Raw genomic sequence first — 22,194 nt, 5'->3', positions numbered from 1 at the left:
GCGCGTGGATTGGTCGGCCCATCCCGACGCGTGTTCACACGTCATGAAAGCGCTGGAGATGAGCGAGCGATCGTAGCGCGTGCGCGGTTACCGGATTCCGTCACCTGGATTACCGTCCTGTTATCTTGCCTGAATGTCCCTCGAAAACGTGATCGAACTGCGAGAGTTCTTGTGCTCAGTCACCAATCACTTCGCCGTTGTACCGCTGGTTCGTTTGCCCGCGCATCAGCAGGAACAACGCGATCAGCACAAGAACAATCGTCAAGCCGACGAAGAGCAGCGTCGCACGTTGAATGTCGGCGTGCTGCACGGCAATGCCGAGTCCAATCACGGGTAGCGAGATCGCCACATAGAGCACGACGAAAAAGCTCGACGTGACTTCCGCGCGCCGGTGCGCAGGCGCGACGGACGCGATCTCGCCCAACCCGGCGCGCAAGCTGATGCCCTGCCCGATTCCCGCCAGGGCAGTGCCGAGTAAAAGCGCGCCGAGTGAATGCGCCGGCACGCACAGGCCGACACACACCAGTCCCACCACGAGCCCAATGCACCCGGCTGCTTGCCGCCATCGGGCAGCTATGAACGTCTGAACGATCTGCCCAAGAGCGGAGCACGCGAACAGCAGAAACACAATCGAGCCGGTCACGATACCGTTGTGAAAGCCGAGCACCACCCGAATCAGTTGAGGGGCCACCGCCGCAAAGAAGCCGACCACGACGAACCCCGCAAACCCGGCTAGCGCGGCGGGAATGAATACGGGCCGCACCTCGGCGGGAAGCGCAATCTTCTGGATGCCGAACTTCACCCGCGCTGGAATAGCGACGGTCTCCGGCACGCCGGACACGGCGAGTGCGGCGGCGCCAACCAGCGCCAGATGTACCGCGTAGGGCAACTGCATGGGCCAGGGAAAGCGTTCGACGAGAAAGCCACTTAGCAACGGACCGCAACCCAGCCCCAGCATATTGGAGGCGGTCGCCGCGAGCATCGCCTTGCCGCGCCACGCAGGCGGCGCGAGTTCGATCACGGCTACAGTGGCGGTTCCTGTGAAGATGCCAGCCGACACGCCAGACAACAGACGGCCCAGGATCAGCAGCGCCAATCCGCTGCTCAGCAGGAAAGCCAGCGCTGACGCCGCGGACGCACACAGCCCTGCGAGTAGCATGCGCCGACGGCCTAGCTGATCGGACCAGTTGCCGATCAGCAGCAGCGCACCCAGCACCCCGACTGCATATGAGGCGTAGATCACCGTAATGACGGTCGGTGTAAAACCGAACTTCAGTTGATAGTACCGATAGATTGCCGTCGGCAGTGTCGTGCCCATCATGTTAATGGCGAACGCCAACGCTACGGCGAGAAATGCGATCGGGGACCGCGGCACCACAGAAGCTGCTTGCATCAAACGTCCCAATGGTTGCTCGAAGACTGCGCGCAATTATGGGCAATATCTCACGGCTCTGCTGGCGGCTCAACGATGAGCGATCGACGTAGATCTCGTCTTTAGGGATGCGCCAGGCGATGGGCACCTCGCGCAACCGCGAAAAACGCATCTCGCCATGCGTGCCGAGCATATCGATCACGAGGATCGTCCACTTGTCCGCGATCTGCTCGATGATGTTCCGCGCGAGGTCGTCGGTTTTCTTTTGTGGGTTTTCGTACTCGCAAGCGCCGTCGTAGCAATTAGTTTTCGTGGGGAAAGTATGAAACCGCCCGGTGCCTTCTTGTGATCGCCGGATGCCACTGAAATAATCGGCTCGCCTGCCCGTCCGATGGGCACGTCGCCGTCTTTCAGATCGCATTCGACCAGGATGCGATCTGACGTTCGGTCAGGGGGCAGCAGAGCAGTCGAACTTCACTGACTACCGGGTCGCCCGCATCGACGCCGTGCTGAAGGCCTGGTTGTCGAGGCATTGCAATCACTTGCTTTGCAGAGGGTCGACGCGGCGTGAAAGACGGCTCCTGGATCACGTCTCATTGTGTCGCGCCGACCTGGCGCAGCGCTTCTTCCGCAGACGGATTGTGTTGTGCAATCGCCATTTGCAACGCAGTTCCGCCGCGCGCATCGACATGATTGGCGTTCGCGCCATGCGCGACAAGCACCGGAATCATGTCGAGGCGGCCGAATAGCGCGGCAAACGACAGCGCTGTTTCGCCCGCGTTGTTCGTCTGATCGATGTCGCAACGGGTGTCGAGCAACACCTTTGCAATGTCCGTCTCGCCTTTGTAGAGCGCGCCCATCAGCGCCGTGTTGCCGTGACGGTCGGCTGCGCAAGCGTTGGCACCGGCAGAGAGAAGTGCCTTCAATGTCTCCGGGTGATTGTCATACGCGCTAAGAATCAGCGCGGTATACCCTTCGGAAGTCGTTGCCTCGAGCGGGAAATGAGCATCGATCAACGCCTGCACGATATCCGTGCGCCCCGTACGCGCCGCGGCAAACCAGTCATCGGTGTAATGCTGCGTTGGCGTCGCGGCCGAGTAGGTTCCTGTCTGATACACATGCTGCGCGCAACTCGCGGTCAACAGTGCGCTCAGGATGGCGACCGTCCCGGTACGAACAAGGTGCCGGGCAGTAAAAGACCATCGCATTACGTCCTCCGTGGAAAAAGCATCTCCAATCAGCGGGGAAGCCTGCTTGCGCAGGCCCCCCGCCGTGCTTCAGTTGTCGCTCAGGTGTGCCGCCGCATCCTTCACGCGCGCGACATCCGCATTGGTCGCACGCGCGAGGCGGGTACCGTAATCGGCATCAGCCTTATAGAAGTAGGAGAGCATCGCGTACTTGTTGGCGTCGTTAGTGACATGGCCAAGGTCGCCCGACAACGCCGTGATCAGGTCCGCCTTGTCCGTCTCGGACAGCGTCCGGTAGTACTCGCCAGCCTGACGGAAGTCGAGCGTCTTGTGAATCGCTCTTTGCTGGGTTGTCCCCTTGAGCGGCGTCTGCACGGACTTGTACTTGTCCTGCTGCGCGATTTCGGCGATTCCGGATGGCTCGTAGTTCACTTCGCCCTTCCGGTCTCCCCCGTTCATCAAGCCATCCTGGTTGTTGTTGTAGACCGGGATGACCGGGCGGTTGATCGGCAACTGGTTATAGTTCGGACCGAGGCGATACATCTGCGTGTCCGCATAGGAGAACAAACGGCCCTGCAACATCCGGTCCTCGGAAGGCTCGATTCCCGGCACCAGCCGCGACGGCGCAAATGCCGATTCTTCCGTGGAGTCGAAATAGTTGTCCGGAACGCGGTTGAGCGTCATCGTGCCGACCTTTTGCTCCGGAATGGAAGACGGCCACACCTTGGTGTCGTCGAGCGCATCGAAATCGAACTTATCCAGGTCTTTCGGCGAGAGCACCTGGATGTAAAGGTCCCACTGCGGATATGAACGCGCCTTAACCGAGTTGTACAGATCGTTGGTCATCAAGTTCCAGTCGGCGCCGATCGAATGCGGGATATCCTGGGGACGAATGCCTTCGACACCCTGGCGGCTCTTCCAGTGAAACTTCACGTAGTGAACTTCGCCTTTCGCATTGACGAACTTGAAGGCATGCACGCCGTAGCCATCCATATGACGATACGAATCCGGCATGCCCGCGTCCGTGTAAAGGTGCGTGAGCATGTTCGTCGCCTCAGGCGAGTGGGCAAAAAAATCGAACGCCAGATTCGGGTCCTGCACGCCGGTCACCGCCGATGGCTTGTTCGCGTGCACGAAGTCAGGAAATTTGATGGCGTCCCGAATGAAGAAGATCGGCCAGTTGATGCCGACCATGTCCCAATTGCCCTGCTGCGTGTAGAACTTGATAGCGAAACCGCGTGGGTCGCGCGCCTGCTCGGGCGAACCGCGATAGCCCATCACCGTAGAGAATCGAACGAAGACCGGGGTCTTCGTTCCCGGTGTGAACACCTGTGCCGTGGTCAGCGAACTGAGGTCCGTGCTCGGCACGAACTCGCCAAAAATACCAGTGCCACGCGCATGCACGACGCGCTCCGGGATCCGCTCACGGTCGAAGCGCTGCAGCTTCTCGATAAGATGAGAGTCCTGCAACAGGACTGGACCTTCCGGGCCCGCCGTCTGCGAGTTCTGGTTGTCGCCGACCGGCGATCCGCTATCCTGGGTCATATCCACGGCATACGCCGACTGAGCGGTCGCAATTACCGAGACGATCGAAAAAATACTGGCTGCAATCTGTGTCTTTACTTTCTTCACGTTTTATTCCTGGTCAGGGGGAAACCGGTGCAATCGTATGACTCAGATACCCACCCATCCAATCTCTTTTTTCTATCACATCAATAGCAATTCTATTTGCATCAACATTTTAAATAATTGCATTATTTTGAAAAAATCAACAATCATAAAATAATTGCAAATATATTAAAAAATAATCAAATCAAAAGGCTGTTCGCAATTTCAATGAAATTGCTCATCCAAGGTCTTCCTGCATGCCTCTTTCCTCAATAATAGCCAGGCTCCATGCCTGGAGCAGTGTCGTACCGGTGCCGTGCACGGAACTCCGGCAGCCCGGACGCGTCACTCGCCTCGACACATCGAGGAATGCAAACTTCATTTATCGCATTTCGCGAGTGTTTTTATAGAACTCCACTGCCCGATTGAGATCCGGAGGATATTTAATTATTTCTTAAATTGCCGGAAATTCGAATCATAAAGCATGACCGCATACTGAGGAATTCGACGCCCACTGCCCGGCCCTTGCCAATCCTGATTGAGGAATTGCGAAAAATAAGCCCACGATGAAGGAGGGAGACCTCGCGACGCGACGATACAAGAGCCCGAGCGCGTCCATTTACGAACGGCTAGTCCGTTCAAAGCCGATACGTGTCGCATGCGCTTTGTCTGCACGCGAACACAGGCAGACCGAGGACTGTCGACGACCGAACCGGTCTTCTGGTCGCGATGCCCGGTGAAGTGAAGTTACGTTCCGGGTATGACGTGCGAAAACGACATAATCCAGCTGCTCGCCTGCCCGACGTAATTTGCGGCACGCCCATGAAGGGCGTGCGCTCAATGACAATAAGATCACGCAAGAGACAAGGGGCCGCTCCTCGTCAAACGCGGCGCGGTGCGGCGAGAAAACGGCGGCGCATCGGCTTGAGCACTGCGATCGCGAGCAATGCGGTCACGATGTCGAGCGTGATCGCAGCGCCGAACACCGGCAACCAGCTACCCGCGTGCTGGTGCATCAGCGCCGCGAGCGGGCCGCCCAGGATCGAACCGATCCCCTGCGAAATGTAGAGCCAGCCATAGTTTTCCGTAGCGTGCCGCGTGCCGAACGTGTCCGTCAGCGTCGACGGGAACAGCGAGAAGATTTCGCCCCAACCGAAGAACACCACGCCGGAGAGCAACACGAACAGCACCGCGTTATCGCGTGTGAACAGCCACAGTGTCATCGCAACGCCTTCCAGCGCGAACGCGAAGAACATCGTGTTTTCCCGGCCGAACCGGTCGGACACCAGGCCGAAAAGCGGCCGCGTGAGCCCGTTCGTGAAACGGTCGATCGTCAGCGCAAGCGGAAGCGCCGCCATGCCGAACACGAGCACTTTGGTCACGCCGAAATCGGCGGCGAAGGTAGCCATTTGCGACGTGACCATCAGGCCGGAGGTCGACATCATCGCCATCATCGCGAACATCAGCCAGAAGATCGGCGTCCTGAGCGTCTGCGACGGGCGCAGATTCGCCACTGCCGAACCCGCGTCATTCACATTCGCGCCGGCGTCATCGTGCGCGGGCGGCACACGCAAGCCCTGCGATGCCAGCAGCCCGACAACCGCGAACGCGATGCCGAACATCCACAGCGTTGCTTCGACACCGCGCGCTTGCAGCGACGACGCGATCGGAAACGTCGTGACGATCGCGCCCATGCCATAGCCCGCGGCGACAGCGCCCGCCGCGAAGCCGCGCTGCGCGGGAAACCAGCGCACCATCAGCCCGACGACGCCGACATACACGATGCCCGTGCCGAGGCCGCCGATCACGCCATAGGTCAGATAGAGCATCGGCACACTCTGTACTTGCGATGCGAACACCCAGCTCAGGCCGGACATCACCGTGCCGATCGAAATCAGCATACGCGGACCGAAGCGGTCGATCAGCTTGCCTTGAAACGGCGAAAAAAATGTCTGCAGAATGATCAGCAGCGAGAACGTCACCTGCAGTTCAGGCATCGCGATGCCCAGTTTCGCGGCGAGCGGTTTGGTCATCAACGTCCAGACGTACTGCGGACTCGAGATCGCCATCATGCAGACGAGACCCAGCCCAAGTTGAATCCAGCGGTTATGCGTGGTGGACGTCGAGACATTCCCGATAGCCGGCGTCATTGGTTGCGAGCGTGTGTTCATGGTGTTTCTCCGTTTCCAGCGCGCATGCCAGCCGGCATGCGCAAGACGTGCAGCGCCCTCCGGGCCTCAAAGGCCGGAACTGCGATTCGTTTGGGAAAAAGCGCGCGGTGTCTACCAGCCCGCAGCGGCCCCGTCACTACGCGGGTCGTAGCCCGCTTCAATCGATCCATCGGGATGCCGAACGATTGCACCCGCATGCCCCATCGCTTCATCGTAAGGCGCCATCATCTCGACCTCGTGGCCGAGTGCGGTGAGTGCCGCTGCCGTGTCCGCGGCGAAGCGTGGTTCGAGCTTGAGCGTGTCGGTCGACTGTCCCCATGTGCGGCCGAGCAGCCAGCGAGGCGCGTCGATTGCCGCCTGTGGATTCCAGCCGAAGTTCGCGATGCGTGAAAACACCGCGCTTTGCGATTGCGGTTGACCGTCTCCGCCCATGTTGCCGTACACCATCGTGCGGCCATCGGCAAAGCGCGCCAGCGCCGGATTGAGCGTGTGAAACGGCCTGCGCCGCGGCATCAGCGGATTGAGCGCGTGCTCGTCGAGTGAGAAACTGCAGCCACGGTTCTGCCAGTTGATGCCCGAGCCCGGCAGGACGATGCCGCTGCCGAACTCGTGATAAATGCTCTGGATGAAACTCACCGCCACGCCGTCGCTATCCGTGACGCCCAGCCAGACGGTGTCGCCGGGTCCACGACCGGCGCCCCAGGGCGCGGCTCGCGTCGGCGATACGCGCGCGGCCATCGCGTCGAGCGCAGCCGGTTCGAGCAGCGTGGCGGGGTCGACCGTCATGTGATCGGGATCGGTCACGTACGCGTCGCGAATGGCGAAAGCCAGCTTGGTTGCCTCGACGCATGCATGAACGAACTCGGGTCCGAGCGGATCCATGTCCTTCGTCAGCACGCGGTCGAGAATGCCGAGAATCAGCAGCGACACGAGGCCCTGTGTCGGCGGCGGCATGTTGTAAAGCGTGCCGAGCGAGTGTTGCAGCGTGAGCGGCTTGCGCAAGCGTGCCTCGTGCCGTTCGAGATCGCCGAGCGCAAGCAGCGAACCGGCGGATTGAAGATCGCTCGCGATGCTGCGCGCGAGATCGCCGCGATAAAAGTCGTCGAGACCCGCTTCGGCGAGGTGCTCCAGCGCCGCGGCGAGACGCGGTGCGACGAAGCGCTCGCCCGTTGCAGGCGCGCGGCCGTCATGCAGAAAGGTATCCGCGAAACCGTCGATCGGACTCAGTTCGGCACGTCGGCTGTCGACACATCGCGCCTGGCTGCGCGTGACGGGCACGCCGGACTTCGCGTAGTGAATGGCGTCTTCGAGCAGCCGCTTGACGGGCAGCCTGCCGCCAAGCACGTCATGCGACCAGCGGTGCGCGAGTTGCCAACCGGACACGGTGCCCGCGACGGTGTTCGCAGCAAGCGGGCCGCGCGTCGGAATCGCCGCATGTCCGCGCGAGCGGTACGCGTCGATCGTGGCGGCAAGTGCGGCCGCGCCGCATGCCTCGATTCCGACCGGCTCGGCACCAGGACGCGAGATCAGCCAGAAGCCGTCGCCGCCAATGCTGTTCATGTGCGGATAGACGACGGCGATGGTCGCGGCAGCGGCAATCATGGCTTCGACAGCATTGCCGCCGTCGCGCATGATCGCCAACGCGCTTTGCGCTGCAAGTGCGTGGGGCGCGACGGCCATACCGCGCGTGGCGCGCAGCGGATTCAGAAAACCAGATGACATATTTGATGGGAGTTTTTTGCTTGTATACATACCCATCTGTTACGCGAGAAGTGTGCCAGGACGCGAGTCACCGGCTCATGCGCGCTGTATCTGGATTTTGTGCGAGGCGGCCCATGCGGCGGTGTCACTACTTGGTGCCACGCAACCGGGGTGGTGCATACGGGACGCTGTTCGGCCCCATTGCGGTGCGTGCGCGTTGCAGGCGCTCCTCCGTCAAGGTACGCACTTCCGCGCGGCTGCCCTCGATATGGCGCGCGATCAATGCAACGCTACGATCCGTTTCGCGATGGCGGATCGCATCGAGAATCGCCACATGTTCGTCGTACGTCTCGTCGATGCAGTTGCCGTACACGAGATCGAGGCGCCGCACGACCCGGATGCGATCGGTCACGCGCTGCATCGCGTCGGTCAGTTCGGCGTTATCGACGGCCCGCACGAGGGCGTGATGAAATGCTTCGTCGAGCGCGACCATTTCGCGGCCGTCGCGCCGGCGACAGGCACGCGGGATCTTCCAGATTTGTTCGAGCTGATCGAGCATTCGCACGACGCTCCCGGAGACGTCTTCTGCAGCACTCGCGAGCTTCGAGACCGCAAAGGTTTCAATCAGCTTGCGCATCTCGTACAGGTCTTCGAAGCGCTTGAAATCGACCGGCACCACTTCCCAGCCGCCGCGCACATAACCGCGCATCAGACCATCGCTTTGCAGGCGCTGCAAGGCTTCGCGCGCGGGTGTGCGGGACACGCCGAAGCGCTCGGCGATACTGCCTTCCGTCACGCGGTCGCCGGGCAGCAGTCGCATCTCGAAGATATCGTCGCGTACGCTGAAATAGACGTGATCAGCCCGCGAGGGTGAAATGCCGGTTATATCGTTCACGCGTGGAACCTGAGCTTGGAGAGTTCTGGGGCTGAGATTATTGTCCGACCCGAACACGCCATGTCAACAGGGAACGAAAAAACCCGGTATCTGGCCAGCGTCAGCTACGCGCGAAGTACGCCTTCACAGCCAGCAGAAATGTGTCGATGTCCGCGCGCGATACGTCCATATGCGTCACAAAACGCGACGCGTACAGCATCTGGGTGATGCTTGCCCCGCTCGCTGAGCCACGCCTCGAGCGGCGCGCAATGTTCCTGCGGAAACTGCGCAAACACCATGTTGGTCGCCTGCGATTGCACCTGCTTCTCGTTGACTGTGCTGGCCGCGTCACGCCCGTGGCGCGGTCGACGTGGATTGAAATTCAGATTCGCGCAACCCCGCAATGCGCTCAGGCGTAGCTGCTGGTCAACGAAGTCGCCGGCTTACGCGCAATTGCGTCGGATGCCGGTGCGCTCAGCGATGGCTGCTGCGCATCGCGTTCGGCACCGACAGAAAAAAGATTGACCGAACGCAACAGGTTTTGTGCCTGCCGGTTCAAGGCGTCCACGGCGGCGCCCGATTGCAGCACAAGCGCGACGTTCTGTTGAGTGCCATGCTCCAGTCCCGCGATCATCTCGCGGACTTCGCCGATCTGAAGCGTTTGCTGCTGACACGCGTCGTGGATTTCGCTCATGATGCCGGTGACCCGTGCCGACGAATCCACCACTGCGGAGATCGTCGAGCCCGCGGCATCGACCTGGGCGGAGCCGTCTTTTACACGGGCGTCGCTCGCCACGATCAGTTGCCTGACCTCCTTCGCCGCTTCGGCGCTACGTTGCGCGAGTACCCTGACCTCGCCGGCCACCACCGCGAAACCGCGCCCCTGGCTACCCGCACGGGCAGCCTCGACAGCCGCATTCAGTGCGAGGATGTTGGTCTGGAAGGCAATTGCGTCGATCACCGATATGATTTCAGCGATGCGTGCCGACGATGCGCTTATCCCACGCATGGTCTCCACGACCCGGCCGACCACCATCCCGCCCTCGCCGGCGGTTGCCGACGCCCGCTTGGCAAGCTCATCCGCGTGCCCCGCATTCGTAGCATTCGCAGCCACACTCGCATCGAACTCCTGGAGTGCTCCCGTGGCCTGCTGAAGCGCGCTCGCCTGAAGCTCGGTGCGCGCGCCAAGATCGGCATTGCCAGCGGCAATTTCGTGACTCATGCCCGCCACTGCGTTGGCCCCGTCGCGTACCTGACCCACAATGTCCGCGAGCGCTTCCCTCATGCGCACGACAGTCGCCATGACGCTATCCGTATCGCCGGCACGCAGCTCGGCGCGCTGCGAAAGATCGCCCCGCCGGATCGTATCGGCGAACGTGATCAGTTCGCGCGGGTCGGCACCGAGCGACCGGCCGATGTTGCGAACGACAAGCATCGCGACGCCAGATCCGACCACGCAGGCAAGCGCAGTGAGCGCGATCATCATTAACCGGAAATCGGTACTGATCTGGCGCGCCTGTGCGCCGCCCTGCCGGTCCAGCGCCTCCTGAAAGTCAATCAACTCGTTGATTGACGCGAGCCACTCGACCAGAGCAGGCCGCGCCTGTTGAAGCAACAACGCACGTGCCCCTTCGGTGTCACCGGCGGCTTGCCGTGCGATGACCTCGTCGATCAGCGGCGCGGCTTTGTTGCTCGCATCGTTGACGCGCGAATAGATGGCGCGTTCGGCGGGCGCGATGTCGGCACGCTGCGCATAGATGGCTGCCAGCGGCTTCGCCGCGTCGTCGTAATCCGCCGCGAGTTTCCGGATGTGCGCGACGACAGCCGGTAACTCATCATGCGATACGAGGGTGACATCGCGCACCGCGATCGCCCGGTCATGAACGCTGCCGCGGAAGTTGATGGCATAGCGTTCCTTGACGCCGTTCACATCGATGATCTGATCGAGTCGTTGCCGCACGGACTCAACGCGTGTGATCGCGATGACGGCCAGTGCAACGAGGGCGAACAGGACGACGCCGAATCCGGCAATTAACTGTGTCTGGACGCGCAAATCAGCGGTAGTCCTCATGTGGTTCACCTTTTTGTGCGAGGTTCTCTATTTGTTCCAACGACGCAGGCGGCCAGCAGCAGACCATCGCGGCCCTCTGGTCGCCGCGTAGCGCCGTACGCGATGCGCCAGCGAAGCGCGCACCCCAACGTTTCTCGTGACGAGATATAGCATTGTGTCGAGGCACACGCGGTTGGTGAAATTGGTTTGCCTCATGGAGACGATTGCGACCGTTTATGAGCCAACCGACTTACCGATGAATCCATCATCAGCCGGCGCGTTGCCGTTGCCGAAACACTCGTCACTGCCAGCGCGCCTCTTGCTGAAAAGATCAGCCGCGACGTGCACGGCGCAAGCCTGACGGAGCCTTATGTGCGGACGGCGGCACTCGCATCCACGTAGAGCGCGTAAAGCGACTGACCGGCCGCCATAAACAGGCGGTTATGCGCAGCGCCTCCAAAGCACAGGTTCGCGCAGCGTTCAGGCAGCGCGATGCGGCCGATGGCCACGCCGTCCGGCGCGAACACCATGACGCCATTCAGCTTGGGGCCCGTACCCCACCCGGCCCACAGGTTCCCGTCAGCGTCGCAGCGGAACCCGTCCGGCGCGCCCTGATCCCCGCTGTCGACAAAGATACGACCGTGCACCAGACGCCGGCCCTCCTCGACTTCATACACCCTGATACAGCGGGGCTTCGAGCCGGACTCCACGATATACAGACGGGTCTCATCGGGCGAGAAACACAGACCATTCGGATTGTTGATGTCGCCCGCAACGACCTCCACCTCGCCGGACTTCGCGTCCAGCCGGTAAACATTGGTCGGCAGCTCAGCCACGCCTTTCACGCCTTCGTAATTGCCAAGAATTCCGAAAGGCGGATCGGTAAACCAGATGCTGTCGTCGCTTTTAACCGCCACGTCATTCGGCGAGTTAAGGCGCTTGCCGTCGAAGCGGTCGATCAGGACCGTCAGGCTGCCGTCGTATTCGGTGCGTGTAACCCGGCGGTTGCCGTGTTCGCAAGTGATCAGCCGCCCCTGACGATCGCGCGTGTTGCCGTTGGCAAAGCCGGACGGCTTGCGAAACTCGGACACCGCGCCGGTCTCCTCGTCCCATCGCATGATCCGGTTGTTGGGGATATCGCTCCACAGAAGAAAGCGGCCATCGCCGAACCAGACGGGCCCTTCACCGAAGCGCATGCCTGTCGCAAGCCGCTCCACCGCGGCATTCGTAATGCGATATTTCAGAAAGCGTTGATCCAGCACTTCCACAGCGGGATCAGGATACGTTTCGCTTTGTTGCCACATGCGATCCTCGGCTTTACCTTTCCTCGACGTGTAGTCGGCGTGATCACCTGGTCAATCGGCCTGGCGGACATAGGCGTCGAATGCATCCTTATAGTCCGGATGCCATCGCGAAAGAGGCGGCCGATTCTTGATAACGTCTTCCGCAGCCCACTGGATGCGCCGCTCGTCGAGCGAGCGAGGCACGTCATTGTCGGGGCACAGGATATAGAAATCGCGGCTGTCCAGCCTCTCCATCATGAAATCGACCGTTTGCTCCGGCGTCCACGCACCGGCTGGCTTCTCCGTACGACCTCGGGCCGCGAGCTCGGTGAACACAAACCCCGGAATCAGCAGATGCGCGCTGATACGGCAGTCGGGTGTATTGCGAAGCTCATGCTGCAGTGCTTCGGTGAAGGCCTTAAGCGCAGCCTTGGAGACGTTATATGCCGGATCGCCGGGCGGAGTCGTGATGCCTTGCTTCGAGCCGGTATTGATGACAAGCCCCGGGCGGCCACGCGCGATCATTCCCGGCACAAAGGTCTGCGTACCGCGAATCGAGCCCCAAAGATTGACGTCGAAAACACGCTCCCAATTGGCGGCAGCCCCAAACATCGCGCTCCCCGGCTGGATTCCCGCGTTGTTCATAAGGACATCCGTACCACCGAAGCGATCGTTCACCGCTGCTTCCAGCCGTTGCAGGTCTTCGGCGCGACTGACGTCCGCCTCGAACGCCATCACGTCGGCCATTCCGTTGCCTGCCACGCGGGCGATCTCTTGCGCGGCGCAAACCAGTCGTTCCGCACCCAGATCGGCGATGCAGACACGAAGGCCGAGTTGGGCAAACCGTTTGGCAGCGGCGAGACCGATACCGGCAGCACCGCCAGTGACAACCGCGACAGATCCACGGGCAAATGCCAGGTGAGTCATTACTGATCCTTTGATTCGTGATGAAGCGCCACTCCGGCAACCTCGTTTCTCGTTGATTGCGAGGCAACGCAGGAACAATTGAACCATGCCAGAGTTGCGGCAAGAGAACGGCCGGCGGACTGTCTGTCCGCCGAAGCAGCTCAATTTCCGAAAATTATATCTTCAATTGACGACTTATGCTCTGGAACCGAGCTACACGGCAAGCGTTAGCACAGGTTTCTTCGTAACCTTTCTATACGCTTTGACTCCAGATTACATCGCCACCTGACGACATCTACCTTGATAAAGTATACGTTTCGGGCGCAGACAACAGTCTCGTCATTGCCGCATGACTGAGCACTATCTCGGCCCGTTGCACAGCCAGTCCCATTTGCTTTCGCAAAGCACCCTGGATCCGGTTATTCGGTCCGTGTCTGCCTATGTCACGGAGAATCGGGACGCCACGGGGATCGCATGAGCCGGCCGACCGTTCACTGGGCGTTGACCAACGGCGAGCACCTGCTGCGCCTCAGGCGCGAACGGGAAAATACAGCGTAAACGTCGTGCTGCCTGCGCGGCTTACCACCTCGACCTTGCCTCGGTGCGACTCCATGATCGATTTCACGATCGCAAGACCGAGCCCGGTATTCTTCGCCGATCCCTCTCTGGCAGCGTTGACGCGATAAAAACGGTCGAAAATTTTCTCGATATGCTCGGGCGGGATATCCTCGCCGCGATTCGTAACCTGTAGGGCTACATACTCACCCGAGCGGGACGCTCGCATCGACACTTCGGACGCGGTCTCGGCATGCTCCAGTGCATTTGACAGCAGATTGCTGACAGCGCGCCTGAACAGCGTCGGATCCGCACGGACTTGCTGCGGCCCATCGATGGCAAACCGAACTCGCTTGTTCTCCGCCAGGGCATCGAAGAATTCGGCGAGCTTGGCGAATTCGTTTTGACAGTCTAGCGACCCGAGCTTGAGCTCCGGTCTCGCATGATCGGCTCTGGCGAGAAACAGCATGGTTTCGATCATGCGCTGCAGCCGCTCGCACTCCTCGATGTTCGAATCGATGAGCAGCTCGTACTCATCAGTCGTGCGCGGGCGGGACAGTGTGATTTGCGAGGAGCTGATGATGTTCGCGAGCGGCGTGCGCATGTCATGAGCCAAATCCGAAGAGAACTGCGAGAGGCGCGTGAAAGCACGCTCAAGCCGATCGAGCATGCGGTTGACCGGCACCGCGATTTCATGAAGCTCGACGGGGCCGCCGCCGATGTTCAGACGATTATCCAGATTATGTGCCTCGATGCTCGAAATGCGCATGCCGATCGTTTTCACAGGTTCCAAGCCCCGTTTCGCTATCACATAACCGAGTGCGCCCATCAGCAGCGAGCCGCCGACGAGCACGAGCAATACGTCTTCCTGATAATCACCTAGCACCGAGCGCCGGGCGTCAGCCGCGTGCGCGAGTATGACCTGGACCGTTTCCCCGGACGACAGCTTTTCGCGTCCGACAACGCATCGGGCAGGCCCGACTCCCGGAGGTTCGCAGGTGAACGGCTCGGCTTCGGGGGCGTTGCCCGGCCCGACAGACGTCAAGCGCTGCCCGCGCTCCGCCGTGTACGCCAATAGCTGGCCACTCCCAGCGGATATCGCGAAAGACTCCGCGGGATGTGGAAGCATTGCTTCGCGAAACGACGCGCCGTTCTGCGCGACCGATGCAACGGTGCCGAAAGTTCGAGCCTGCTGCATGAACTGACGGAGCTGCAGGGCAATTTCGGTGTCGTCACGACTTCGCAGTTCTGTCGAGAGCGCATGGTAGAGAAGCCCACCGGCAAGTGAAAGGACCAGTATGGCAAGAAGCGAAAATGCGAGCGTCAGTCGCTTCAGGAGCGAATACGGCACGCCGCCCTCCATCATGCCCTGTCCTCCAGCACGTAGCCCATGCCACGGACCGTATGCAGAAGCTTCTTTTCGAACGGGCCGTCGATTTTCGCGCGCAGGCGCCTGATCGCGACATCCACGATATTCGTGTCGCTATCGAAGTTCATGTCCCATACATGCGAGGTCACGAAGGGACGGGTCAGCACCTCCCCCTGGCGCTCGGTGAGCAACTTCAACAGGGCGAACTCCTGAGCGGTCAATTCGATGCGCACATTGCCGCGCCGCACGCGCCGTCTTACCAGATCGACCTCCATGTCGGAGACGGACAGAACAGTCGGCAACGACTGCGCCGGCCTTCGCAGCAGCGCGCGGATCCGGGCCAGCAACTCGGCGTAGGCAAACGGCTTGGACAGATAGTCGTCCGCACCGGATTCGAGCCCGACGACTTTATCCTGGACCGTGTCGCGAGCCGTCAGCAACAGGACCGGCGTATGCTTTTGCGCGCGTATGCGCTTGAGGACATCGAGCCCGTCAAGTTCGGGCAGCATCACGTCAAGCAGAATCAGATCGTAGTCTTCATGAAGCGCAAGGAAGAGCCCCTCCTTGCCATCAAGCGCCGTATCTGCCTGGAAGCTCGCTTCGATGAGTCCTTTGCGGAGATAGGAAGCCATTTTCGGCTCATCTTCGATAATCAAAATTCGCATATCGCTGCAGCCCTTCCGTCAAATGGTGCAATTCGCAGCAAATCATACGCGAACCACTAATTGAGCGTTTATCACCACTAGAGTCGTGCGCGGCGGCATCGTGCGGCCACCTCAATTGCAAAAAAGACCCGCTTCCCTTTCATCGACGGCGGGGCCAGAACATTCCTGGCATTGTCATTGATGCCGCAGCCGCGGGTGACAGGAGTCCTGCGGCAAGCGTCGATTTTCACATTGGCAGACCAGGTACCGATGAGGACCGCGAACTGATACAGCAGGCAAACGAACCTGGCACAAAACAACTCTGCTGGAATCTGGACAATCTGAACATTGCCAGCTCCTTTCAATGCAGAATCTTCAAGAACTGCTCGTAATCACGCGAAGGTATTGATGACGCTTCCGATCATTCCGTTTGCACTAGCAAGTGCAGGCGCGCTGGCAACTACCGCTTCGACGAGAGCCAAGGCGCCGCGCTGCGGCGAGTTCGCCGCGGCGCTCCCCGAGGATTGTTGTTGCATCACCTGCATTGCCACGCTAGCGGCGACTTGTGTAGCGTCCATGCTCTGCTCCCTTGTCAAAGACGCAGACGTTAGCACATCGCCCGATTTCGCGCAGAGCAACGAATGAATCTCCCGCGTCGGCAATTGCCGTTGATCGCAACGCAGTCTAAATGACAAAAAAGTAATCTGGCCGTCCGATTTTCGACATGCTGGAGCCAGTATGTTGATGCACCGCACTGGGGCATCCGCCCAACTCCCTGCTCCGTTTGGCACATGAATTTGGGGTCGCCATATACCGGAGTCGCCAAGGTTGTTGTCGGATTCGCATAACAAGGCAAAGGGATACCGTGTAGAGATGGGGTCGCGTAAATGACGGGGTTCTTTGCAGCAGTCTGCATCAGCATTGCCGACAGCAGACGTCTGTCCGACGTCTTCGGTGAGGAGTCAGCTCGCCTTGCGCTGACTCATTTCGGCGAGGAAGCAACTGGTTTGCTAAGCAGACTGTTGGCTCAGCATGAGGTGATTGATCGATATCGTGCTGATGCGAACGGACGTTGGTCAGCGTATTTCCGTGTCCTTTCGGATGGCTTGCCGCGTGACGCGGAGGAAGTGGCGCAGACCATCGAACAAGCTGGGCGCAAGCTGATTCGCGAGCGGCTACTTGCTGTTTTTGGTGGCGGGACAGGCGCCAGGATTACCGCCGACTTGTCGGTATTCCTTTTACCGCCGGAAGCAGGCGCACGAGATGCCAAAGCATGTTGGCTTCAATGGACAAGAGATCCGTTGAAGTTCCAATCAAAACGTCAGGTCGAGGAACACCCCAACTCATCTACCAAGGTGAGAGCAATTCTGGCTGACCGCTCCATACAGACCGTGCTGCAGCCGATCGTGCGCATTAGAGACGGCGCAGTAATGGGTTTTGAAGCCCTTTCCAGGGGGCCGCAACGAACACCCTTTGAACGCCCGGACTTATTATTCGACGCGGCCCATGCGGCCGGATGCGCCGTCGAGATGGAACTATTGTGTGCCGAATTGGCTCTCGAACGCACTCTGGGCAAAATGCCGCATGGGAAGTTCCTGACCATCAATCTGGGTCCGGATGCCTTGGCCCTCGCGGCGGACAAACTGGCGTTGGCAGGCCGACAGGAAGTCATGTTCGAACTCACCGAGCACTTGCCACTCAACGAGGCCGAGGGTTTGCAGGATGCAGTTGGCCGCCTGCGTGCCATCGGCATTCGGTTGGCTCTGGATGACACGGGCTGCGGGTTCGCAGACCTCGATACCGTCCGCTTGTTGAAGCCTGAAATCGTCAAACTCTGCATCACGGTGATTCGCAACGCCGATAAGGGCATGTCCTTCACGGCTGCGATTCGCGCGTCAGCCGAAAAGCTCGGCGAGCTTGGCAGCAAGGTGCTTGCCGAAGGCGTGGAAACGGCAGCCCAACACGAGGCATTGCAGAACTGCGGTATCGAACTGGCGCAAGGCTGGCTTTACGGAAAACCTGAGGCCATTGCGTCAGTGCTAAGCCGCAGGTGACTTGCGGACGGCGTCGTCTAACAGTATCGAAAGATCTCGTGCACGCCTACGCGCATTAAACATCGCTCGTACACTGCGCTCTTTTGACGCCATGCAGCTTCATTTTTTGATACTGATTTTATTTTCGACGCCCTATGATTGGCGTCTTCGTTTTCCGTCTCACTGACCGGGACACGTCCACCGGGCCGATTTGAACGAATCCATTGGATTGGCGTTGCTGGCGATGATCATCAATCAATAACCTATGCTTTCGCACTTCTCGCAACAATGGCTGACGAACGTATTGCGTGCACGTTCATGGCACTGGTGGATAAAGCAACTCAATCCCTCAATCACCGCTTATTCACGGAGCCAACAAGTATGAAAAAGTCTTTACTCGCGGCCGCGCTGTGCGGCGCCTTTGCGATGTCCGCGCATGCGCAAAGCAGCGTGACCCTTTACGGTCTTATCGATACGGGGCTGGTGTACACGAACAATCAGTTCGGCCACAGCAACTGGCAGCTGAACAGCAGTTCGACGCAGAACACGGTGTTCGGCCTGAAGGGTTCGGAAGATCTGGGCGCGGGCCTGCACGCGATCTTCAAGCTGGAGCAAGGTTTCCTGCTGAACAACGGCGCCCAGGCTTTCTCGGGTGACGCGTTCGGTTCGCAGGCATGGGTGGGGCTGCAAAGCGATCCGTACGGCACATTGACGTTCGGTCGTCAGTTCGACGTGATGAACGACCTTGTCGGTCCGCTCTCCGCAGAGTTCAACACGTGGGGCGGCAGCATCGCCGCGCATCCGTTCGACAACGACAACCTTGCCGCGAATTCGGTCGTCATCAACAACTCGGTCAAGTACACGAGCCCGGTCTATCACGGCGTCACGTTCGAAACGATGTACTCGTTCAGCAATAAGGCCGGCGACTTCGCGAATAACCGCGCATACGGCTTCGGTCTCTCGTATACGCAGGGCCCCCTGAATCTCGCCGCCGGCTACCTGCAAATGAACAACGCCGGCAACGGCACCGGCGCGGTCACCACGAGCGATACGAGCGCGAACTTCATCGCGGAACGCCAGCGTATCTGGTCGCTCGGCGGCAACTACACCTTCGGGCCGGCCACCGTCGGACTGGTCTGGAGCCACACGCAGATCGACAATGCGGCGGGCGTGTACTCCTTCGGCACGGGCAGCTACCTCGGTGCGAACGATCCGTCTGCCGGCACCCTCGCCGGTTCGCTGCGCCTCGACAACTACGAAGTGAACGCAAAGTATGCGTTCACACCGGCGTTGAGCGTATCGGGCGCGTACACGTACACGCATGGCGCGTATAACGGCTCGTCGCCGGGATGGAATACGGCGATGCTCCAGACCGATTATGCGCTCAGCAAGCGCACGGACTTCTATCTTGAAGGCGTCTATCAGAACGTGCATGGCGCGCCTGCGGATTCCGTGCTCTCGCATGCGATGATCAACACGCTGTCGCCGTCTTCGACCAACACGCAAGTCGCGGTCACTGTGGGCATGCGTCACACTTTCTAACCGGCCTCCGACTACACGAGCAGCAATGACGTATGGCTGAATCCACTCAGCCATACGTCCGATTAAATGACGGCAAACGTCTCGCCGCGGAACTTCTTGCCGGTCTCGCCCACCTCACCCTGCTTTCCCGCCAACCGTGAACAGCCGGTTCAACCGACAGGCTTTATACGGGGGCACGTAGATACGAACTTCGAGTCACTCCGTGACTTTCACCTGGAGGTCTCACCGACGAATCGCCGTGCCGGCCCACGCGGACGACGGGCACTACGGGCACTACAGTCGGAAGCGCATCTGGGTGAGTGCTTCACACACCTGCCACAAACGCTGGGCGTCCAACTCATCCATTGCCTGCCTGGCGACGCACGCCTCGCCAATCCTGCTCCCGCGTGTCTCCAGGAAACCTTGCGGACCATAATAGCCGCCGCCATTGACGCGGATCGAGGTTGCCGCGTAAAGGGTCGGCAGGGCGCCAGCGTATTCGCTGTTTAGCACGATGCCGATCATGTGGCTAACGAGGTCGCGAACAGCACTGGACAGCGCAGAACGATCGCCGGACCGAAACAGATTGGTATTCGCGATCCCGGGGTGAGCGGCAACCGATATGACACGGGAATCGGCAGCGCGCAGACGACGGTCGAGCTCGATGGCAAACATCAGATCCGCGAGTTTCGACTGACGATACGACTGCATCGACGAATACTTCTTCTCGGACTGCAGGTCGTCAAACTCGATTCGCCCCCCCTTGTGCGCGATGGAAGCGATCGTGACAATGCGTGGTCGGTCTGGCGATCCCGCCGCAGCAAGTTCGAGAGCGGGCATGAGGAGTGCCGTGAGCGCGTAGTGACCGAGCACATTGGTGCCGAACTGCAACTCGAAACCATCGGCAGTCTCAAGACGTTTCGGCGGCGCCATGACGCCGGCATTGTTGATGAGAATGTGAATACGACGTTGCTCCGCGAGCTCCCTCTGCGCGAACAGGCGCACAGACGCGAGGGAGGCAAGATCGAGAATCGCGAGTTCGGCGCATGCTCCGGGTGCTCCGGTTTGCAGACGGGCCAGTGCCTCTTCTCCGCGTTGCTTATCGCGGCACACCAGCACGACGTGCGCGCCTTTGCGCGCCAACGTCAGTGCGGCGTGATAGCCGATACCGCTGTTCGCTCCCGTAATGAGCACCCGCTTGCCGCTCTGCGGCGCAATATCATCCGCAGTCCAGTGTCTGTGCATGTCGGTCGAGAGTGGCATGAGGTCCTGTCGGCCTTTTCGCCCCAAGATGAAAAAGTTCTAATGCGGCCAGCTGTCGGCAATCAACATGTCGCCCGGATGTGTTGTTCCGACGTGCGCGGCGTGCACCTCATTGCGTTCCTGCGGCTTCTGATGATAGCGAGCGACGACGAAGTCGACAAAACTGCGCAGCGCAAGCGGCATATGGGATTGTCCGGAATGCAACAGCCACACGGTGCGCTCGGCGCCGCATAAGTCTGCATCATTGAGCAGCGCATGCAGACTACCGTCGGCGAGTTCGTTATGCACGACCGAATGCGAGAGTCGCGCAATGCCGAGCCCTGCCTGTACAGCCCGCTTGACGACCAGCGGACTTTGTACGTTGAGAATCGGCCGCACGACGACGCGTTGCGTACCGTGGTTGGTGCGGAATTCCCAATGACGGCTTGGCGCATCCGATGCGAGGAGAACGTCATGCGAAGAAAGTTCGGCCGGCGTGCGCGGTGTACCGCATCGTTTCAGATAGGTTGGGCTCGCGACAATCACATCGCGCGTTTGCGCGAGTGGCCGGCAGACGAGCGACGAGTCGCGCAGATGCCCCTCTGCGTTGAAGCAGACATCGAAGTCGTTCGCCGCGATGTCGCCCATATTGTCGAACACCGTCACATCGAAGCTCACGCGCGGCTTCCGCACCAGGTAGGCGGACAGCACGTCCGGCAAGTCCGTGCTGACGTAGAGCGAACACGCCGCGAGCCGCAGCGACCACGTCGATTTTCCGGCAGCGGACGTAATGCATTCGTCCATCAAGTCCAGCTGTTTGAGTAAGTCGGTGCACCGCTCCCAATACGATTGACCGGTATCCGTTAGCGATACGCGTCGCGTGGTTCGATTGAAGAGCCGCGCGCCCAGATGCTCCTCGAGCCCCGCGATACTGCGCGTGATGGCCGAACTGGAAATTCCCAATTGCTTGGCCGCTTCGGCAAAACTCAGGCACTCCGCGACTTTGGCGAAGTGACGTATCGACGCCAACTGGTTCACCGCGCCTCCCGATGAACGCCAGACGGTTCGCTCGCGATGTGATGCAGTGGCGTGGCAGGACAAAAAAACATGGAACGGGTACTCCTTCGGCCGGAATGTCGGGCTCCTCGCGGCTTGCAGAAATTGCGCCGGATGCACCGGCGCGCACAGCCACTCGAGGCCGGACCTGAAGCATAGTGCCCGTATGGTTGCACCAGGCAGTCAGGCACGTTACAGCATTGTCATCTACACGGTGCTGGCCGATCGGCTGTGAGTGTATTGATAGATATCCGATCAGCCATCGGCCTTGCTCATGACTGAATCGTCATTTTGTCGCCACGCCCTCTTCAGGGACGCAGGCCGAGAATCGCACCACTCTGGGAGCTGCCAAACCGGCTCTCTGACTTTCGGTGTCAATACTCGATCAGGCGACAGAAAATGGAGATTATCCATACCTTTGTGATGCACCTTTTGGCTCGTCCATCCGCGGTTGGCGAGGCGAGTAGCGTGGCTGGGATTAGCCGGGCCACTCAGTCGCGCTGGATCGCGAAAGGGGCGCCATCATGCTGACCCGGCGGCGGCTTTACGTATCGATCGGCGTTGCGGCAGCCGTTGCGATTGGCGGACTCGTCGTCCTGCGTGTCCCGGCTTCGACCGCGCC

The 22,194-nt window shown here is 60.1% G+C and carries 17 protein-coding genes and 1 pseudogene; 2 read left to right on the top strand and 16 right to left on the bottom strand.

Translation table 11 applies throughout. The features are described 5' to 3' along the window. Positions 1-175: 175 nt before the first annotated feature. From HV744_RS31610 to HV744_RS31545, 14 genes and pseudogenes are all read right to left on the bottom strand, one after another. Positions 176-1,321, bottom strand: a complete 1,146-nt coding sequence (locus HV744_RS31610) for an MFS transporter (protein WP_246279288.1) — start codon at positions 1,319-1,321, stop codon at positions 176-178. 1 nt (position 1,322) lies between these two features. Then, positions 1,323-1,793, bottom strand: a complete 471-nt coding sequence (locus HV744_RS37785; protein ID WP_246279287.1) for a hypothetical protein — start codon at positions 1,791-1,793, stop codon at positions 1,323-1,325. A 172-nt stretch (positions 1,794-1,965) separates the two neighbouring features. Further along, on the bottom strand, positions 1,966-2,580 hold the full coding sequence (locus HV744_RS31600) for an ankyrin repeat domain-containing protein (RefSeq protein WP_175153251.1): 615 nt from the start codon (positions 2,578-2,580) through the stop codon (positions 1,966-1,968). Positions 2,581-2,649: 69 nt separating this feature from the next. After that, a complete protein-coding gene (locus HV744_RS31595) occupies positions 2,650-4,104 on the bottom strand; it encodes a catalase (RefSeq protein WP_175153277.1) in 1,455 nt (484 codons plus the stop codon). A 944-nt stretch (positions 4,105-5,048) separates the two neighbouring features. Then, positions 5,049-6,338 (bottom strand): oxalate/formate MFS antiporter, encoded by a 1,290-nt coding sequence (oxlT, locus tag HV744_RS31590; RefSeq protein WP_175153250.1) that lies wholly within the window; start codon positions 6,336-6,338, stop codon positions 5,049-5,051. A 111-nt stretch (positions 6,339-6,449) separates the two neighbouring features. Further along, the gene (locus HV744_RS31585; RefSeq protein WP_175153249.1) at positions 6,450-8,060 is read right to left on the bottom strand and encodes a gamma-glutamyltransferase family protein; all 1,611 of its coding nucleotides are present in this window, start codon (positions 8,058-8,060) and stop codon (positions 6,450-6,452) included. Positions 8,061-8,187: 127 nt separating this feature from the next. Continuing rightward, positions 8,188-8,934: a GntR family transcriptional regulator gene (locus HV744_RS31580; protein WP_175153248.1), complete on the bottom strand. Its 747-nt coding sequence runs from the start codon at positions 8,932-8,934 to the stop codon at positions 8,188-8,190. A 100-nt stretch (positions 8,935-9,034) separates the two neighbouring features. Then, positions 9,035-9,236, bottom strand: a pseudogene (locus tag HV744_RS31575) (low-specificity L-threonine aldolase); the annotation flags it as partial. An 86-nt stretch (positions 9,237-9,322) separates the two neighbouring features. Then, positions 9,323-10,984: a methyl-accepting chemotaxis protein gene (locus HV744_RS31570; RefSeq protein ID WP_175153247.1), complete on the bottom strand. Its 1,662-nt coding sequence runs from the start codon at positions 10,982-10,984 to the stop codon at positions 9,323-9,325. Between the two features lie 347 nt (positions 10,985-11,331). Next, positions 11,332-12,267 carry an SMP-30/gluconolactonase/LRE family protein gene (locus HV744_RS31565; RefSeq protein WP_175153246.1) on the bottom strand — a complete coding sequence of 312 codons (936 nt, stop codon included), beginning with the start codon at positions 12,265-12,267 and terminating at the stop codon, positions 11,332-11,334. A 51-nt stretch (positions 12,268-12,318) separates the two neighbouring features. Then, positions 12,319-13,173: an SDR family NAD(P)-dependent oxidoreductase gene (locus tag HV744_RS31560; protein ID WP_175153245.1), complete on the bottom strand. Its 855-nt coding sequence runs from the start codon at positions 13,171-13,173 to the stop codon at positions 12,319-12,321. Between the two features lie 508 nt (positions 13,174-13,681). Then, the gene (locus tag HV744_RS31555; RefSeq protein ID WP_175153244.1) at positions 13,682-15,073 is read right to left on the bottom strand and encodes a heavy metal sensor histidine kinase; all 1,392 of its coding nucleotides are present in this window, start codon (positions 15,071-15,073) and stop codon (positions 13,682-13,684) included. Next, complete coding sequence (locus HV744_RS31550; RefSeq protein ID WP_175153243.1) at positions 15,070-15,741, bottom strand: heavy metal response regulator transcription factor; 672 nt, start codon at positions 15,739-15,741, stop codon at positions 15,070-15,072. The genes HV744_RS31555 and HV744_RS31550 overlap by 4 nt, the downstream gene beginning before the upstream one ends. Before the next feature lie 371 nt (positions 15,742-16,112). Further along, positions 16,113-16,298: a hypothetical protein gene (locus HV744_RS31545; protein ID WP_175153242.1), complete on the bottom strand. Its 186-nt coding sequence runs from the start codon at positions 16,296-16,298 to the stop codon at positions 16,113-16,115. A 309-nt stretch (positions 16,299-16,607) separates the two neighbouring features. Here HV744_RS31545 and HV744_RS31540 point away from each other — a divergent pair, with 309 nt between their 5' ends. Continuing rightward, positions 16,608-17,774: an EAL domain-containing protein gene (locus HV744_RS31540; protein ID WP_175153241.1), complete on the top strand. Its 1,167-nt coding sequence runs from the start codon at positions 16,608-16,610 to the stop codon at positions 17,772-17,774. 360 nt (positions 17,775-18,134) lie between these two features. Further along, positions 18,135-19,295 (top strand): porin, encoded by a 1,161-nt coding sequence (locus HV744_RS31535; RefSeq protein ID WP_175153240.1) that lies wholly within the window; start codon positions 18,135-18,137, stop codon positions 19,293-19,295. Between the two features lie 273 nt (positions 19,296-19,568). Here the strand turns inward: HV744_RS31535 and HV744_RS31530 are convergent, their stop codons facing one another. Further along, complete coding sequence (locus HV744_RS31530) at positions 19,569-20,537, bottom strand: oxidoreductase (RefSeq protein ID WP_246279286.1); 969 nt, start codon at positions 20,535-20,537, stop codon at positions 19,569-19,571. 39 nt (positions 20,538-20,576) lie between these two features. Continuing rightward, positions 20,577-21,554 carry a LysR family transcriptional regulator gene (locus HV744_RS31525; RefSeq protein WP_175153239.1) on the bottom strand — a complete coding sequence of 326 codons (978 nt, stop codon included), beginning with the start codon at positions 21,552-21,554 and terminating at the stop codon, positions 20,577-20,579. Positions 21,555-22,194: the final 640 nt, after the last annotated feature.

The sequence above is a fragment of the Paraburkholderia ultramafica genome, from assembly GCF_902859915.1.
Classification (GTDB): Bacteria; Pseudomonadota; Gammaproteobacteria; order Burkholderiales; family Burkholderiaceae; genus Paraburkholderia; species Paraburkholderia ultramafica.
The sequence above is the reverse complement of the archived record's forward strand: the minus strand, read 5'-3'. Positions and strand labels throughout refer to the sequence as shown.

What these genes read in the sequence shown, in the direction of transcription:
- HV744_RS31565 (WP_175153246.1), bottom strand. Translation starts at nt 12,267, where the DNA reads ATGTGGCAACAAAGCGAAACGTATCCTGATCCCGCTGTGGAAGTGCTG.
- HV744_RS31550 (WP_175153243.1), bottom strand. Translation starts at nt 15,741, where the DNA reads ATGCGAATTTTGATTATCGAAGATGAGCCGAAAATGGCTTCCTATCTC.
- HV744_RS31555 (WP_175153244.1), bottom strand. Translation starts at nt 15,073, where the DNA reads ATGATGGAGGGCGGCGTGCCGTATTCGCTCCTGAAGCGACTGACGCTC.
- HV744_RS31610 (WP_246279288.1), bottom strand. Translation starts at nt 1,321, where the DNA reads ATGATGGGCACGACACTGCCGACGGCAATCTATCGGTACTATCAACTG.
- HV744_RS31530 (WP_246279286.1), bottom strand. Translation starts at nt 20,537, where the DNA reads ATGCCACTCTCGACCGACATGCACAGACACTGGACTGCGGATGATATT.
- HV744_RS31535 (WP_175153240.1), top strand. Translation starts at nt 18,135, where the DNA reads ATGAAAAAGTCTTTACTCGCGGCCGCGCTGTGCGGCGCCTTTGCGATG.
- HV744_RS37785 (WP_246279287.1), bottom strand. Translation starts at nt 1,793, where the DNA reads ATGCGATCTGAAAGACGGCGACGTGCCCATCGGACGGGCAGGCGAGCC.
- HV744_RS31595 (WP_175153277.1), bottom strand. Translation starts at nt 4,104, where the DNA reads ATGACCCAGGATAGCGGATCGCCGGTCGGCGACAACCAGAACTCGCAG.
- HV744_RS31585 (WP_175153249.1), bottom strand. Translation starts at nt 8,060, where the DNA reads ATGTCATCTGGTTTTCTGAATCCGCTGCGCGCCACGCGCGGTATGGCC.
- oxlT (WP_175153250.1), bottom strand. Translation starts at nt 6,338, where the DNA reads ATGAACACACGCTCGCAACCAATGACGCCGGCTATCGGGAATGTCTCG.
- HV744_RS31560 (WP_175153245.1), bottom strand. Translation starts at nt 13,173, where the DNA reads ATGACTCACCTGGCATTTGCCCGTGGATCTGTCGCGGTTGTCACTGGC.
- HV744_RS31570 (WP_175153247.1), bottom strand. Translation starts at nt 10,984, where the DNA reads ATGAGGACTACCGCTGATTTGCGCGTCCAGACACAGTTAATTGCCGGA.
- HV744_RS31540 (WP_175153241.1), top strand. Translation starts at nt 16,608, where the DNA reads ATGACGGGGTTCTTTGCAGCAGTCTGCATCAGCATTGCCGACAGCAGA.
- HV744_RS31600 (WP_175153251.1), bottom strand. Translation starts at nt 2,580, where the DNA reads ATGCGATGGTCTTTTACTGCCCGGCACCTTGTTCGTACCGGGACGGTC.
- HV744_RS31545 (WP_175153242.1), bottom strand. Translation starts at nt 16,298, where the DNA reads ATGGACGCTACACAAGTCGCCGCTAGCGTGGCAATGCAGGTGATGCAA.